The organism is Streptomyces sp. NPDC088745 (genome assembly GCF_044751045.1).
Taxonomy (GTDB): Bacteria; Actinomycetota; Actinomycetes; order Streptomycetales; family Streptomycetaceae; genus Streptomyces; species Streptomyces cremeus.
Map to the genome: position 1 here is coordinate 799158 of NZ_JBIVLB010000002.1, position 14396 is coordinate 813553.

The window sequence follows — 14396 nt, forward strand, 5'->3', positions numbered from 1 at the left end:
CTCCATGTCCCAGCCCCAGGAACCCGTATACCCCGGGTCCCTCCCGCCCCGGCCACCCCAGTACCCCACCGGCCCCACCCGCCCCGAAGCCCCCGTTCCCCCACCGCCGCCGGCCGGGGCCCGGATCCACCCCGGTCCGGACGCCCCCCTCTACCCCGGCGCTCCCCCGGCCGCCCCCGTCCACCCCGGTTCCAGCACCTCAGCCCACCAGGACATCCCCGCTCCCCGCACTCCGCCCGCCCATCCGGCATCCGGCCCCGCCCGCCCCGCACTGCCGCCGCCCCCGCCGCCGCCCCCACCGCCTCAGCCCTTCGCCCCGGACAACCTCGACTACCAGAACGCCCCGGGCCGCCGCGTCCACTACCAGGCCCACCAGCGGGGAGCCGACGCCACCGCGCTGAGCCGGCTCGCCCTGCTGCTGCCCGGCTTCCTGATGAGCCTCCTGGTGGTCCTCCTCGCGGCGACCACCCTGGAAGCCCTGACCGGATTTCCGTACTGGTTGCCCACTCTCGCCTGGGTGGCATCCGGCGCCCTGGTCTTCCACCGCCCCACCGAGGACTTCTTCGCCCGCCGCCTGCTCAAGCTGCACCGTCCGAGCCCGCAGGACATGGTCCGTCTCGCCCCCGTCTGGCGCGAGGTCACCGCCCGCGCCGGGGTCGACGGCAACCGGTACGAGCTGTGGATCGAGGAGAGCCGGGAACTCAACGCCTACGCCGCCGCCGGCCACATCGTGGGCGTCACCCGCTTCGCCCTGACCAACCTCCCCAGCGCCCACCTGGCCGCCGTCCTCGCGCACGAGCTGGGCCACCACACCGGCGGCCACGCCTGGTCGTCCCTGCTCGGCTACTGGTACTCCCTGCCGGGCCGCGTCGCCTGGCGGGTCATCCGTACGGTCGTGGTCTTCTCGGTCACCTTCGCCAGCTACTTCTCCTGCCTCTTCACCGGCGGTCTGCTCCTGTTCATCGGAGTCCTGACGCTGGCCAGCGTCACCAGCCTGTACGGGCTGCCGCTGGTCCTGCTGGCCATTCCGTACCTGATGGCAGCCGTCGGGCGCCGGGCCGAACTCCGGGCCGACCAGCACGCCGCCGCCCTCGGCTTCGCGCCGATGCTCGTGGAGGTGCTGCACACCATGGAGCAGACCGAGGTGCAGGCCCGTTACCAGTTGACCGCGGCCCAGGGCGCTCCCCCGGCCCAGCCCGGCACGCTCGCCCGGCTGCTCTCCACCCATCCCGACTTCCAGACCCGGCTGCACCACCTCCAGCCCTACCTCCAGGGCGGACGCTGACCCGCCCCCATCCACGCCGAAGGGCGCCTCCCCCGCTCGGAAGCGGGGCAGGCGCCCTTCGTACGTACCGCTACACGCTCTTACTGGTTGTACGGACCGTAGTCGTAGTCCTCCAGCGGAACGGCCTGGCCGGAGCCCGTGCCGAACGGCGAGTAGTCGATGTCGTCGTAGCCGACGGCCGAGTACATCGCGGCCTTGGCCTCCTCGGTCGGCTCGACCCGGATGTTGCGGTAGCGGGACAGGCCCGTACCGGCCGGGATGAGCTTACCGATGATGACGTTCTCCTTGAGGCCGATGAGGCTGTCGGACTTGGCGTTGATCGCCGCATCCGTCAGGACTCGGGTCGTCTCCTGGAAGGAGGCGGCCGACAGCCAGGACTCCGTCGCCAGCGAGGCCTTGGTGATACCCATCAGCTGCGGACGGCCGGAGGCCGGGTGGCCGCCTTCCGTGACCACACGACGGTTCTCGGTCTCGAACTTCGAGCGCTCGACGAGCTCGCCCGGCAGCAGTTCCGCGTCGCCGGACTCGATGATCGTCACGCGGCGGAGCATCTGCCGGATGATGATCTCGATGTGCTTGTCGTGGATCGACACGCCCTGGCTGTTGTACACCTTCTGGACTTCGCCGACCAGGTGGACCTGGACCGCGCGCTGACCGAGGATGCGCAGCACGTCGTGCGGGTTGGTCGCACCGACGGTGAGCTTCTGGCCCACCTCGACCGGGTCGCCCTCGCCGACCAGCAGACGGGCGCGCTTGGAGATCGGGAACGCCGTCTCCTCGCTGCCGTCGTCCGGGGTGACGACGATCTTCTTGGTCTTCTCGGTCTCCTCGATCCGGATGCGGCCCTTGGCCTCCGAGATCGGGGCGACACCCTTGGGCGTACGAGCCTCGAAGAGCTCGACGACACGGGGCAGACCCTGGGTGATGTCGTCACCGGCCACACCACCGGTGTGGAAGGTACGCATGGTGAGCTGCGTACCCGGCTCACCGATGGACTGGGCGGCGATGATGCCGACCGCCTCACCGATGTCGACGAGCTTGCCGGTGGCCAGCGAGCGGCCGTAGCAGAAGGCACAGGTGCCGACCGCGGACTCGCAGGTCAGGACCGAGCGGGTCTTGACCTCCTCGACGCCGTGCATCACGAGCTGGTCGATGAGCACGTCACCGAGGTCGACGTTGGCAGGCGCGATGACCTTGCCGTCGATGACCACGTCTTCGGCCAGCATGCGGGCGTAGACGCTGGTCTCGACGTCGTCGGTCTTGCGGAGGATGCCGTCGGCGCCCTTCTCCGCGATCTTCAGCTTGAGGCCGCGGTCGGTGCCGCAGTCCTCCTCGCGGATGATCACGTCCTGCGAGACGTCCACCAGACGACGGGTCAGGTAACCCGAGTCGGCGGTACGCAGGGCGGTGTCGGCGAGACCCTTACGGGCACCGTGCGTCGAGATGAAGTACTCGAGCACGGACAGGCCCTCGCGGAAGGACGCCTTGATGGGACGCGGAATCGTCTCGTTCTTGGCGTTCGACACCAGACCACGCATACCGGCGATCTGACGCATCTGCATCATGTTTCCTCGGGCACCCGAGTCAACCATCATGAAGATGGGGTTCGTCTTGGGGAAGTTCGCGTTCATCGCCTCGGCGACCTCGTTGGTCGCCTTGGTCCAGATCGCGATGAGCTCCTGAGTGCGCTCTTCCTTGGTGATCAGACCGCGCTCGTACTGCTTCTGGACCTTCTCGTCCTGCTCCTCGTAGCCCTTGACGATGGCCTTCTTGGCCTCGGGCACGACGACGTCGGAGATGGCCACGGTGACGCCCGAACGGGTCGCCCAGTGGAAGCCGGCCGCCTTCAGGTTGTCGAGCGTCGCCGCCACGATGACCTTGGGGTAGCGCTCCGCCAGGTCGTTGACGATCTCGGAGAGCTGCTTCTTGCCCACCGAGTAGTCGACGAACGGGTAGTCCTCGGGCAGCAGCTCGTTGAAAAGCGCACGGCCCAGGGTCGTACGGAGACGGAACGGGTCACCGGTCTGCCACTCGGGCTCGCCCTCTTCGGCGACCGGCGGGGTCCAGCCGCGCGGCGGGACGGTGCCGACGGGGAAGCGGATGTCGACCTTCGCCTGGAGCGAGAGCTCCCGGGCGTCGAACGCCATGATCGCCTCGGCGGTGGAGCCGAAGGACCGGCCCTCGCCGATGACCTTGCGCTCCTCCTCGTCGGTGGTGAGGAAGAACAGGCCCAGCACCATGTCCTGGGTCGGCATGGTGACGGGACGGCCGTCGGCCGGCTTCAGGATGTTGTTCGAGGACAGCATCAGGATGCGGGCCTCGGCCTGCGCCTCCGCGGAGAGCGGCAGGTGCACGGCCATCTGGTCACCGTCGAAGTCCGCGTTGAACGCGGTGCAGACGAGCGGGTGGATCTGGATGGCCTTGCCCTCGACGAGCTGCGGCTCGAAGGCCTGGATACCGAGGCGGTGCAGGGTGGGCGCGCGGTTCAGCAGCACCGGGTGCTCCGCGATGACCTCTTCGAGGACGTCGTAGACGACGGTGCGGCCGCGCTCGACCATGCGCTTGGCCGACTTGATGTTCTGCGCGTGGTTCAGGTCCACCAGGCGCTTCATCACGAACGGCTTGAAGAGCTCCAGCGCCATGGCCTTCGGCAGACCGCACTGGTGCAGCTTGAGCTGCGGACCGACGACGATCACGGAACGCGCGGAGTAGTCCACACGCTTGCCGAGGAGGTTCTGACGGAAGCGGCCCTGCTTGCCCTTGAGCATGTCGGACAGCGACTTCAGCGGACGGTTGCCGGGGCCCGTGACCGGGCGACCACGACGGCCGTTGTCGAAGAGCGCGTCGACGGCCTCCTGAAGCATGCGCTTCTCGTTGTTCACGATGATCTCGGGGGCGCCGAGGTCGAGGAGCCGCTTCAGGCGGTTGTTGCGGTTGATGACGCGGCGGTACAGGTCGTTCAGGTCGGAGGTCGCGAAGCGGCCACCGTCGAGCTGCACCATCGGACGCAGGTCCGGCGGGATGACCGGGACGCAGTCCAGCACCATGCCCTTGGGGCTGTTGCTGGTCGACAGGAACGCGGAGACGACCTTGAGGCGCTTGAGCGCACGGGTCTTCTTCTGGCCCTTGCCGGTCCGGATGATCTCGCGGAGGCGCTCGGCCTCCTCCTCCAGGTCGAAGGACTCCAGGCGCTTCTGCAGAGCGGCCGCGCCCATGGAGCCGTCGAAGTACGTGCCGAAGCGGTCACGCAGCTCGCGGTAGAGGAGCTCGTCGCCCTCCAGGTCCTGGACCTTGAGGTTCTTGAAGCGGTTCCACACCTCGTCGAGGCGGTCGATCTCGCGCTGGGCGCGGTCACGGAGCTGCTTCATCTCGCGCTCGGCGCCTTCGCGCACCTTGCGGCGCACGTCGGCCTTGGCGCCCTCGGCCTCCAGCTCGGCGAGGTCCGTCTCGAGCTTCTTGGCGCGGGCCTCCAGGTCGGAGTCGCGGCGGTTCTCGACCTGCTGGCGCTCGACGGAGACGTGCGCCTCCAGCGAGGGCAGGTCGCGCGTCCGGCGCTCCTCGTCCACGAAGGTGATCATGTACGCGGCGAAGTAGATGACCTTCTCGAGGTCCTTCGGCGCGAGGTCGAGCAGGTAGCCGAGGCGCGAGGGAACGCCCTTGAAGTACCAGATGTGCGTGACGGGCGCGGCCAGTTCGATGTGGCCCATCCGCTCACGGCGCACCTTGGCGCGAGTGACCTCGACGCCGCAGCGCTCACAGATGATGCCCTTGAAGCGGACACGCTTGTACTTGCCGCAGTAGCACTCCCAGTCCCGGGTCGGACCGAAGATCTTCTCGCAGAAGAGTCCGTCCTTCTCGGGCTTGAGCGTGCGGTAGTTGATGGTCTCCGGCTTCTTCACTTCGCCGTGGGACCAGGTCCGGATGTCGTCCGCGGTGGCGAGGCCAATCCGCAGCTCGTCGAAGAAGTTGACGTCGAGCACTTGTCGTCAATCCCTCTTTCGGGGGTTCGAGCCCCTCGCGTTGTGCGCGAGATGAGTGGGCACTTCAAATGGTCTGAACGGGTCCGGGGAGGGCCGGGGGTCTCGTGTGACGGAGACCCCCGGCCGGCCCGTCAGACCTCTTCGACGCTGCTCGGCTCGCGCCGGGACAGGTCGATACCGAGTTCTTCCGCCGCGCGGAAGACGTCCTCGTCCGTGTCGCGCATCTCGATGGACATGCCGTCCGAGGACAGCACCTCCACGTTGAGGCAGAGCGACTGCATTTCCTTGATGAGCACCTTGAAGGACTCGGGAATGCCGGGCTCCGGGATGTTCTCGCCCTTGACGATGGCCTCGTAGACCTTCACGCGGCCGGTCACGTCGTCGGACTTGATCGTCAGGAGCTCCTGGAGGGCGTACGCGGCGCCGTAAGCCTCCAGCGCCCACACCTCCATCTCACCGAAGCGCTGACCACCGAACTGCGCCTTACCACCCAGCGGCTGCTGCGTGATCATCGAGTACGGGCCGGTCGAACGCGCGTGGAGCTTGTCGTCCACCAGGTGGTGCAGCTTGAGGATGTACATGTACCCGACCGAGATCGGGTCCGGGAACGGCTCGCCGGAGCGGCCGTCGTACAGCTGCGCCTTGCCGGAGGGCTGCACCAGGCGGTCGCCGTCGCGGTTGGGGATCGTGGCCTCGAAGAGACCGGTGATCTCGTCCTCGCGGGCGCCGTCGAACACCGGGGTGGCGACGTTGGTGCCGGGCTCGACGCGGTCGGCGCCGATGGCCTGCAGGCGCTGGGCCCACTCCTCGCCCAGACCGGAGACGTCCCAGCCGCGGCTGGCGAGCCAGCCGAGGTGGATCTCCAGGACCTGTCCCGGGTTCATTCGGGACGGCACGCCGAGCGGGTTCAGGATGATGTCGACCGGGGTGCCGTCCTCCAGGAACGGCATGTCCTCGATCGGCAGGATCTTGGAGATGACGCCCTTGTTGCCGTGACGGCCGGCGAGCTTGTCACCATCGGTGATCTTGCGCTTCTGGGCCACGTAGACGCGGACGAGCTGGTTCACGCCCGGGGGCAGCTCGTCGCCCTCTTCGCGGTCGAAGACGCGGACGCCGATGACCTTGCCGATCTCGCCGTGCGGCACCTTCAGCGAGGTGTCGCGCACCTCGCGCGCCTTCTCACCGAAGATCGCGCGGAGCAGGCGCTCCTCGGGCGTCAGCTCGGTCTCGCCCTTGGGCGTGACCTTGCCGACGAGGATGTCGCCGGCGACGACCTCGGCGCCGATGCGGATGATGCCGCGCTCGTCGAGGTCGGCGAGGACCTCTTCGGAGACGTTCGGGATGTCCCGGGTGATCTCCTCCGGGCCGAGCTTGGTGTCACGCGCGTCGACCTCGTGCTCTTCGATGTGGATCGAAGAGAGCACGTCATCCTGGACGAGCCGCTGGCTCAGGATGATGGCGTCCTCGTAGTTGTGACCCTCCCACGGCATGAAGGCGACCAGGAGGTTCTTGCCGAGCGCCATCTCACCCTGCTGGGTGGCGGGACCGTCGGCGAGGACCTGGCCCTCGACGACCCGGGCGCCCTCGTCCACGACAACCTTCTGGTTGACCGAGGTGCCCTGGTTCGAGCGGGAGAACTTGGCGATCCGGTACGTGGTGTACGTGCCGTCGTCGTTGGCGACGGTGACGTAGTCCGCGGAGACCTCCTGGACCACACCCGCCTTCTCCGCCTTGATGACGTCACCGGCGTCGACCGCGCAGCGGTACTCCATGCCGGTGCCGACGAGCGGCGCCTCGGACGTGATCAGGGGCACGGCCTGACGCATCATGTTCGCGCCCATGAGCGCGCGGTTGGCGTCGTCGTGCTCCAGGAAGGGGATCATCGCGGTCGCGACGGACACCATCTGGCGCGGCGAGACGTCCATGTAGTCGACGTCGTCGCCCGGGATGTAGTCGATCTCGCCGCCACGGCGGCGGACCAGGACGCGCGACTCGGTGAAGCGCATGTCCTCACCGAGGGTCGCGTTCGCCTGGGCGATCACGAAGCGGTCTTCCTCGTCGGCCGTCAGGTAGTCGACCTCGTCGGTGACGACACCCTCGGTGACGCGGCGGTACGGGGTCTCGACGAAGCCGAAGGCGTTGACGCGGCCGTACGAGGCCAGCGAACCGATCAGACCGATGTTCGGGCCTTCGGGCGTCTCGATCGGGCACATGCGTCCGTAGTGGGACGGGTGCACGTCACGGACCTCGAAGCCGGCCCGCTCACGGGACAGACCGCCGGGACCCAGCGCCGAGAGACGACGCTTGTGCGTCAGACCCGACAGCGGGTTGTTCTGGTCCATGAACTGCGAGAGCTGCGAGGTGCCGAAGAACTCCTTGATCGACGCCACGACCGGGCGGATGTTGATCAGGGTCTGCGGGGTGATCGCCTCGACGTCCTGGGTCGTCATGCGCTCGCGGACGACGCGCTCCATCCGCGCCAGGCCCGTGCGGACCTGGTTCTGGATGAGCTCGCCGACGTTGCGCAGACGGCGGTTGCCGAAGTGGTCGATGTCGTCGGTCTCGACGACGATGTCGCGGCCCGACTCGCCGACCGTCTCGGTCTCGCCCGCGTGGAGCTTCACCAGGTACTTGATGGTGGCGATGATGTCGTCGGTGGTGAGCACGCCGGCGTTCAGCGGCTCGTCCGCGCCGAGCTTCTTGTTCACCTTGTAGCGGCCGACCTTGGCGAGGTCGTAGCGCTTCGGGTTGAAGTAGAGGTTCTCCAGCAGCGTCTGAGCGGCCTCACGGGTCGGCGGCTCGCCCGGGCGCAGCTTGCGGTAGATGTCGAGCAGCGCGTCGTCCTGGCCCTGGGTGTGGTCCTTCTCCAGGGTGGCGCGCATGGACTCGTACTCGCCGAACTCCTCCAGGATCTGCTCGGTCGTCCAACCGAGAGCCTTCAGGAGAACGGTGACGGACTGCTTGCGCTTGCGGTCGATGCGGACACCGACCATGTCGCGCTTGTCGATCTCCATCTCCAGCCAGGCGCCCCGGGAGGGGATGATCTTGGCGGAGAAGATGTCCTTGTCGGACGTCTTGTCGATGGAGGAGTCGAAGTAGACACCCGGCGAGCGGACCAGCTGCGACACGACGACACGCTCGGTGCCGTTGATGACGAAGGTGCCCTTGTTGGTCATGAGCGGGAAGTCGCCCATGAAGACCGTCTGGGACTTGATCTCGCCGGTCTCGTTGTTGGTGAACTCGGCGGTGACGAAGAGCGGGGCGGCGAACGTGAAGTCGCGCTCCTTGCACTCGTCGATCGAGTTCTTCGGCGGCTCGAAACGGTGGTCGCGGAACGTCAGCGACATCGACCCGGAGAAGTCCTCGATCGGGGAGATCTCTTCGAAGATCTCCTCCAGACCGGACTTCGTGGGGACGTCCTGTCCACTCTCGAGAGCGGCCTCGACGCGACCCTTCCAAGCGGCGTTGCCGAGCAGCCAGTCAAAGCTCTCGGTCTGCAGCGCGAGGAGGTTCGGAACCTCGAGGGGCTCCTTGATCTTTGCAAAGGAGATGCGCAGCGGGGCGGTGCTTGCGCCGTTGTTCGTATTGGAGGTCGAGGCGTTGCGCGAGGCGGCCAAGAGGGGGTCCTTCCGAGGGCTCGGACTCACTACGCGCGTACCGGTCCCACATGGACACGGAGACAGAAAAGCCCAGATCAGGGCGGTTCGTTCCTCAGTGGCCAGACAGTGGGCATGCCCCTGGTGACGGGCAGGAGGCAGCTAACAGGCAGCGCAAAGGGTCAGTGTAGCCACTTGGCCCACTGATGTCCAGAGCGGGTTTTTGGGGACCCTCATCAGCCTCTTTGTTCTTCTCAACGCCACTGTCACGAATTACGTTGCGCCTGCCGTGCGTCCTGCCGTCGTCCTGTGCCTCGGGCGAGCCCTCGCGCCCTGCGAACGCACCTCATTACTGCCCTGCGCGCCGCCGATCCATGCCTCGGAGTCGGATCGATGTGGCGACGCGTCCTGAGAATTGCGCGCTGCGTGCCGTTCGTCAAGGCCCCCGCCCCCTCGGAGCCTCGGCCCGCCGGACCGCCCCAGGGGCGTACGACGGGCGCACAGCGCGTCTGCGGGGCGCACGACGAAGATCACCCTACTCGTCACGGAGTGATGCGCACAGCCGCCACGGGAACGCCGAAGGGCGACCACCCAATTGGATGATCGCCCTTGGCTGTGCCGGCGTTACACCTCGCGGCGCATTCCGGCGAAAAGAGTCAGAGACTCAGGAGGTCACTTGACCTCGACGGCCGCACCGGCGCCCTTGAGGGACTCGGCAGCCTTCTCGGCGGCCTCCTTGGTGACCTTCTCGAGGACCGGCTTCGGAGCGCCGTCGACGAGGTCCTTGGCCTCCTTCAGACCCAGCGAGGTGAGCTCACGCACGACCTTGATGACCTGGATCTTCTTGTCGCCGGCACCCGTGAGGATGACGTCGAACTCGTCCTGCTCCTCGGCGGCGGGGGCGTCGCCGCCACCCTGGGCCGGACCGGCGACGGCGACGGCCGCGGCGGCGGTGACGTCGAACTTCTCCTCGAAGGCCTTCACGAACTCGGAGAGCTCGATGAGGGTCATCTCTTCGAACTGCGCGAGCAGGTCGTCCTGGGACAGCTTCGCCATGATGGCGTCCTTCCAATAAGTCGGCAGGTGCCGGATGTAAATGTCGGCGGGCGTACTGTCGGCCCGCTGCGGTCGTCTCCCTAGCGGGCTACGACCATTGCGCGAGCCGAGTTACTCGGCACCGCCCTGCTCTTCGAGCTTGACGCGAAGCGCCTCCGCGGTGCGGACGAACTTCGACGGAAGCGCCTGGAAGAGCTGCGCAGCCTGAGTCTGCTTGCCCTTCATGGCACCCGCCAGCTTGGCGAGCAGAACCTCGCGGGACTCGAGGTCCGCGAGCTTCTTGATCTCATCGGCGGACAGCGCCTTGCCGTCAAGGACACCGCCCTTGATGATGAGGTTCGGGTTCTCCTTGGCGAAGTCACGAAGACCCTTCGCCGACTCCACCGGGTCACCGGTGATGAAGGCAACCGCCGTCGGACCAGTGAACTGGTCGTCCAGCGAAGTGATCCCGGCCTCGTTGGCCGCGATCTTGGTCAGCGTGTTCTTCACCACGGCGTACTGGGCGTTCTCACCGAGGGAACGACGCAGCGTCTTGAGCTGCGCCACGGTGAGACCCCGGTACTCGGTCAGCACGGCGGCGTTCGAGCTGCGGAACTGGTCCGCGAGCTCGGCTACCGCGGCAGCCTTGTCGGGCGTCGGCATAGAGCGTCGGCCTCCTTCCGGGTGATGAGGACCGCTCAGAAGGGGCTGTAAAAACGAAAACGCCCCGGCGCAAGCGCACGGGGCTGAGCTCAACCAGAATGAACCGGGAACTTTCCACGAACACCTGCGCAGGTCGTCCGCGTGTCTCTAGCGGATCCTTCGGCCACCGCGCCCTCGAACGAGCACGCAGCAACGACCAGCGGTCTTTGGCTTCCTCGGAAGAGTACGCGACGGTGTCGGGATCAGGCAAATCGGCCGGACGGCCCGGGCCGCGGTGCGGTCCCGGAAGCCGGCCGGCCGGGTCCCGGCCCCGTCAGGCCTTCGGCTGCTGCTGCTTCTTCATCAGGTCCTTGAAGTCGACCGTCCGGGCCGTCGGCGGGGCCTCGGCGGTGACGTCCACGCCGTAGTCGGAGTAGAAGACGGTGGAGTTGATCGGGCCGGCCTTGGACTGGGACCGCTCGGTCTTCTTGACCAGGACGTCGTCCTCGTCGATCCAGATGTCGATGACGCTGGTGGTGACGCCCGCCTGCTCCAGCTGCTTGCGGAGCCCTGCCAGGGTCTTCGCGTCGAGCTGGGAGTTGGACTCGGCCATCTTCCGGACGTCGAGCGTGCCCGCGTAGTGCGTCGCCTGCACGCCGCGGACCTCCTCCTTGCCGACCTCCTTGACCTGCCCGGTGGCCAGCAGCTGCTTCACGCCCTGCTCGGGGGTGCTGTTCTGCATCTGGTCCTTCAGCAGGGCGCCGCTGGGGCCCATCAGCTTGACCATGTCGTCGTAGCCGTAGCGGATCCAGGACTTGCCGCCCATGTCCTTGGCGAAGGCCGGGCCCATGTCGACGAAGTAGGCGTCCGGGAGGTACCGGGCCTTCATGGTCCCGTCGCTGCCCATCTTCTTCAGGTTCTCGGCCATCTGGCCCTTGGTGTACGTGAGGTCCATGACACCGGTGACGCCGTCGTCCCAGCGGAGCGAGCCCTTGCTCTGCGTCCCCATCGCGGAGCCCACCGACAGGTTGCTCTCGACCTTCGCGGAGTTCGCGGCCCCGGCCTTCTTCTGGGCCGCCTGGAGCACGCTGACGGCGCTGCGGGTCTCTTCCTTGCCGCCCGCGGTCGCCTTCCCGCCCACGGTCTCCTTGCCGCCCTCGGCCTGCTTGCCGGTGCCGCCCCCGCAGGCGGTGACGCCGGTCAGCACGGCGGCCGCCAGCACGGAAAGCCCTGCGCGACGTACGAGCGCCCTGTTCATGTGCCCTCAACTCCCCAGAATGTCGGTCTGACCGCGACCGTATCGAACCCCGCTGACAGCCGGAACGACCTTGTGCCCCCGAAGGGACGCCCTACGCGAAAAGCCGGGCCGCACTCCTCCGAAGAGGGGTGCGGCCCGGCTTCCGTGCGCGAAAACCCGCGGCTGTCGCCGAGTCAGGGGACTCAGACGGCGGCCGGGTCCTCCTCGACGAGGAGGTTGCGGGTGCGGTTGGCGTCCAGCGGGATGCCGGGGCCCATCGTGGTGGCCAGCGTGGCCTTCTTGATGTAGCGGCCCTTGGCGGCGGACGGCTTCAGACGGAGGACTTCCTCCAGCGCCGCGGCGTAGTTCTCGACCAGCTTCGTCTCGTCGAAGGAGACCTTGCCGATGATGAAGTGCAGGTTCGAGTGCTTGTCGACGCGGAACTCGATCTTGCCGCCCTTGATGTCCGTGACAGCCTTCGCCACGTCCGGGGTGACGGTGCCGGTCTTCGGGTTCGGCATCAGACCACGCGGACCGAGCACGCGGCCGAGGCGGCCGACCTTGCCCATGAGGTCCGGGGTGGCGACGACGGCGTCGAAGTCCAGGCGGCCCTTGGCCACCTCGTCGATCAGTTCGTCGGAGCCGACGATGTCGGCGCCCGCGGCTTCCGCGGCCGCAGCACGGTCACCGGTCGCGAAGACCAGGACCCGGGCGGTCTTGCCGGTGCCGTGCGGGAGGTTCACGGTGCCACGGACCATCTGGTCGGCCTTGCGCGGGTCGACGCCCAGACGCATGGCGACCTCGACGGTGCCGTCGAACTTGACCGAGCTGGTGTCCTTGGCGATACGGACGGCCTCGAGGGGGGCGTACAGGCGCTCCCGGTCGATCTTGGCGTCCGCAGCGCGGAGAGACTTGCTGCGCTTCACTGCTGCTCCTGTGTCAGGTATTCACCATGCGGCTTCCGCCGCGTGGCAGGTGTGGAGTCGTGGTGCGGGCCGGCGCGTGGCCCTGCCACTGTCGTACGGAAAGGGGCTTCCGTACGAGGAAGGGACTGATCAGCCCTCGACCGTGATGCCCATGGAACGGGCGGTGCCGGCGATGATCTTGTCGGCGGCGTCCAGGTCGTTGGCGTTCAGGTCGGGGAGCTTGACCGTGGCGATCTCGCGGACCTGGGCGGCCGTGAGCTTGGCGACCTTGGTCTTGTGGGGCTCGCCCGATCCCTTGTCCACACCTGCGGCCTTGAGGATCAGCTTGGCGGCCGGCGGGGTCTTCGTCACGAAGGTGAAGGAGCGGTCCTCGTAGACCGTGATCTCCACCGGCACGACCATGCCACGCTGCGACTCGGTCGCGGCGTTGTAGGCCTTGCAGAACTCCATGATGTTGACGCCGTGCTGACCGAGCGCCGGGCCGACCGGCGGGGCCGGGTTGGCGGCGCCCGCGTTGATCTGGAGCTTGATAAGCCCCGTGACCTTCTTCTTCTTGGGAGGCATTGCTCTCTCCGGGTCCTAGTGAGAGTTTCGGCCGACCATCCGATCATCCGGATGGAGGCATACCGCACAACGATAACGGGTATAGACGTGCGGCTAAAAACCGAGCAGGTCAGACCGGCTTTGGCAGCCCGATCCGACCTGTTCGGAAGCTCTTGTTCAGAAGTGCCTGGTTGGCGTCAGTTCTTCTGGATCTGGTCGAAGCTGAGCTCGACCGGAGTCTCGCGGCCGAAGATCTCGACGAGGCCCTTGACCTTCTTCGAGTCGGCGTTGATCTCGTTGATCGTGGCCTGCAGCGTGGCGAACGGGCCGTCGGTGACGGTGACCGCGTCGCCGACCTCGAAGTCCAGGACCTCGACGGTGACCTTGCGGGCCGGCGCCGGCTTGCCCTCGGCCTCGGCGGCCTCGCGGGCGGCCTTCTCCTCGGCCTCCGGGGCGAGCATCTTGACGATCTCGTCCAGGGTCAGCGGGTACGGGTCGTAGGCGTTGCCCACGAAGCCGGTGACGCCGGGGGTGTTGCGGACGACGCCCCAGGACTCGTTCGTCAGGTCCATGCGCACGAGCACGTAGCCCGGGAGCTTGTTCTGACGGACGTTCTTGCGCTCGCCGTTCTTGATCTGAACGATTTCCTCTTCCGGCACCTCGGCCTGGTAGATGAACTCTTCGACGTTCAGGGAGACGGCGCGCTGCTCCAGGTTGGCCTTCACGCGCTTCTCGTAACCGGCGTACGTGTGGATGACGTACCACTCGCCGGGCAGCAGGCGCAGCTCCTCGCGGAGCGCGGCGATCGGGTCCACCGGCTCGGACTCGGAGGGCTCCTCGGCCTCCTCGGCCTCGGCGATCTCCTCGGCCTCGGCGTCGGTCCCGTCGGCCTCGGCAGCGGCCTCGGCGGCAGCGGCGTCCTCGTCGGTCTCCGCGACGGCGACGGCCGCGTCGTCGGGGGACTCGTCGGGCTCGACGCGGAGGGCGGCCTCCTCGGCGGGCTCGCCCGCGGCGGCGTCGGCAGCTTCGGCCTGGTCGGGCTCCACAGCGTCCGCCGCCTCAACGATGGCGGTCTCGTCCTCAACGGACTCGACGGCGCCCACCGTCGGCTCGCCGGCGTCGTTCAGGTTCGGGTCAGACACGGTGGCTGCT

General features: G+C 67.6%; 9 protein-coding genes. 1 reads left to right on the plus strand and 8 read right to left on the minus strand.

Annotated features, from left to right (window positions below; translation table 11 throughout):
• Positions 1 to 4 precede the first annotated feature (4 nt).
• Positions 5 to 1285, plus strand: coding sequence for a M48 family metalloprotease (locus tag ACIP93_RS08250; RefSeq protein WP_401756786.1), 1281 nt, complete (start codon positions 5 to 7; stop codon positions 1283 to 1285).
• Positions 1286 to 1365: 80 nt separating this feature from the next.
• On the opposite strand, the gene ACIP93_RS08255 is transcribed toward ACIP93_RS08250, so the two are convergent.
• The 8 genes from ACIP93_RS08255 to nusG all read right to left on the minus strand — a co-directional run bounded on the left by ACIP93_RS08255 (position 1366) and on the right by nusG (position 14386).
• Positions 1366 to 5265 (minus strand): DNA-directed RNA polymerase subunit beta', encoded by a 3900-nt coding sequence (locus ACIP93_RS08255; protein WP_345228958.1) that lies wholly within the window; start codon positions 5263 to 5265, stop codon positions 1366 to 1368.
• Between the two features lie 131 nt (positions 5266 to 5396).
• Positions 5397 to 8882 (minus strand): DNA-directed RNA polymerase subunit beta, encoded by a 3486-nt coding sequence (rpoB, locus tag ACIP93_RS08260; RefSeq protein WP_345228959.1) that lies wholly within the window; start codon positions 8880 to 8882, stop codon positions 5397 to 5399.
• A gap of 651 nt (positions 8883 to 9533) precedes the next feature.
• Positions 9534 to 9917 carry a 50S ribosomal protein L7/L12 gene (gene rplL, locus ACIP93_RS08265; RefSeq protein ID WP_345228960.1) on the minus strand — a complete coding sequence of 128 codons (384 nt, stop codon included), beginning with the start codon at positions 9915 to 9917 and terminating at the stop codon, positions 9534 to 9536.
• Positions 9918 to 10028: 111 nt separating this feature from the next.
• On the minus strand, positions 10029 to 10559 hold the full coding sequence (gene rplJ, locus ACIP93_RS08270) for a 50S ribosomal protein L10 (RefSeq protein WP_189821122.1): 531 nt from the start codon (positions 10557 to 10559) through the stop codon (positions 10029 to 10031).
• A 313-nt stretch (positions 10560 to 10872) separates the two neighbouring features.
• The gene (locus ACIP93_RS08275) at positions 10873 to 11796 is read right to left on the minus strand and encodes a hypothetical protein (protein WP_401756790.1); all 924 of its coding nucleotides are present in this window, start codon (positions 11794 to 11796) and stop codon (positions 10873 to 10875) included.
• A gap of 182 nt (positions 11797 to 11978) precedes the next feature.
• The gene (gene rplA, locus ACIP93_RS08280; protein WP_189821124.1) at positions 11979 to 12701 is read right to left on the minus strand and encodes a 50S ribosomal protein L1; all 723 of its coding nucleotides are present in this window, start codon (positions 12699 to 12701) and stop codon (positions 11979 to 11981) included.
• Positions 12702 to 12830: 129 nt separating this feature from the next.
• A complete protein-coding gene (rplK, locus tag ACIP93_RS08285) occupies positions 12831 to 13265 on the minus strand; it encodes a 50S ribosomal protein L11 (protein WP_185027986.1) in 435 nt (144 codons plus the stop codon).
• Positions 13266 to 13441: 176 nt separating this feature from the next.
• The gene (gene nusG / locus ACIP93_RS08290; protein WP_401756793.1) at positions 13442 to 14386 is read right to left on the minus strand and encodes a transcription termination/antitermination protein NusG; all 945 of its coding nucleotides are present in this window, start codon (positions 14384 to 14386) and stop codon (positions 13442 to 13444) included.
• Positions 14387 to 14396: the final 10 nt, after the last annotated feature.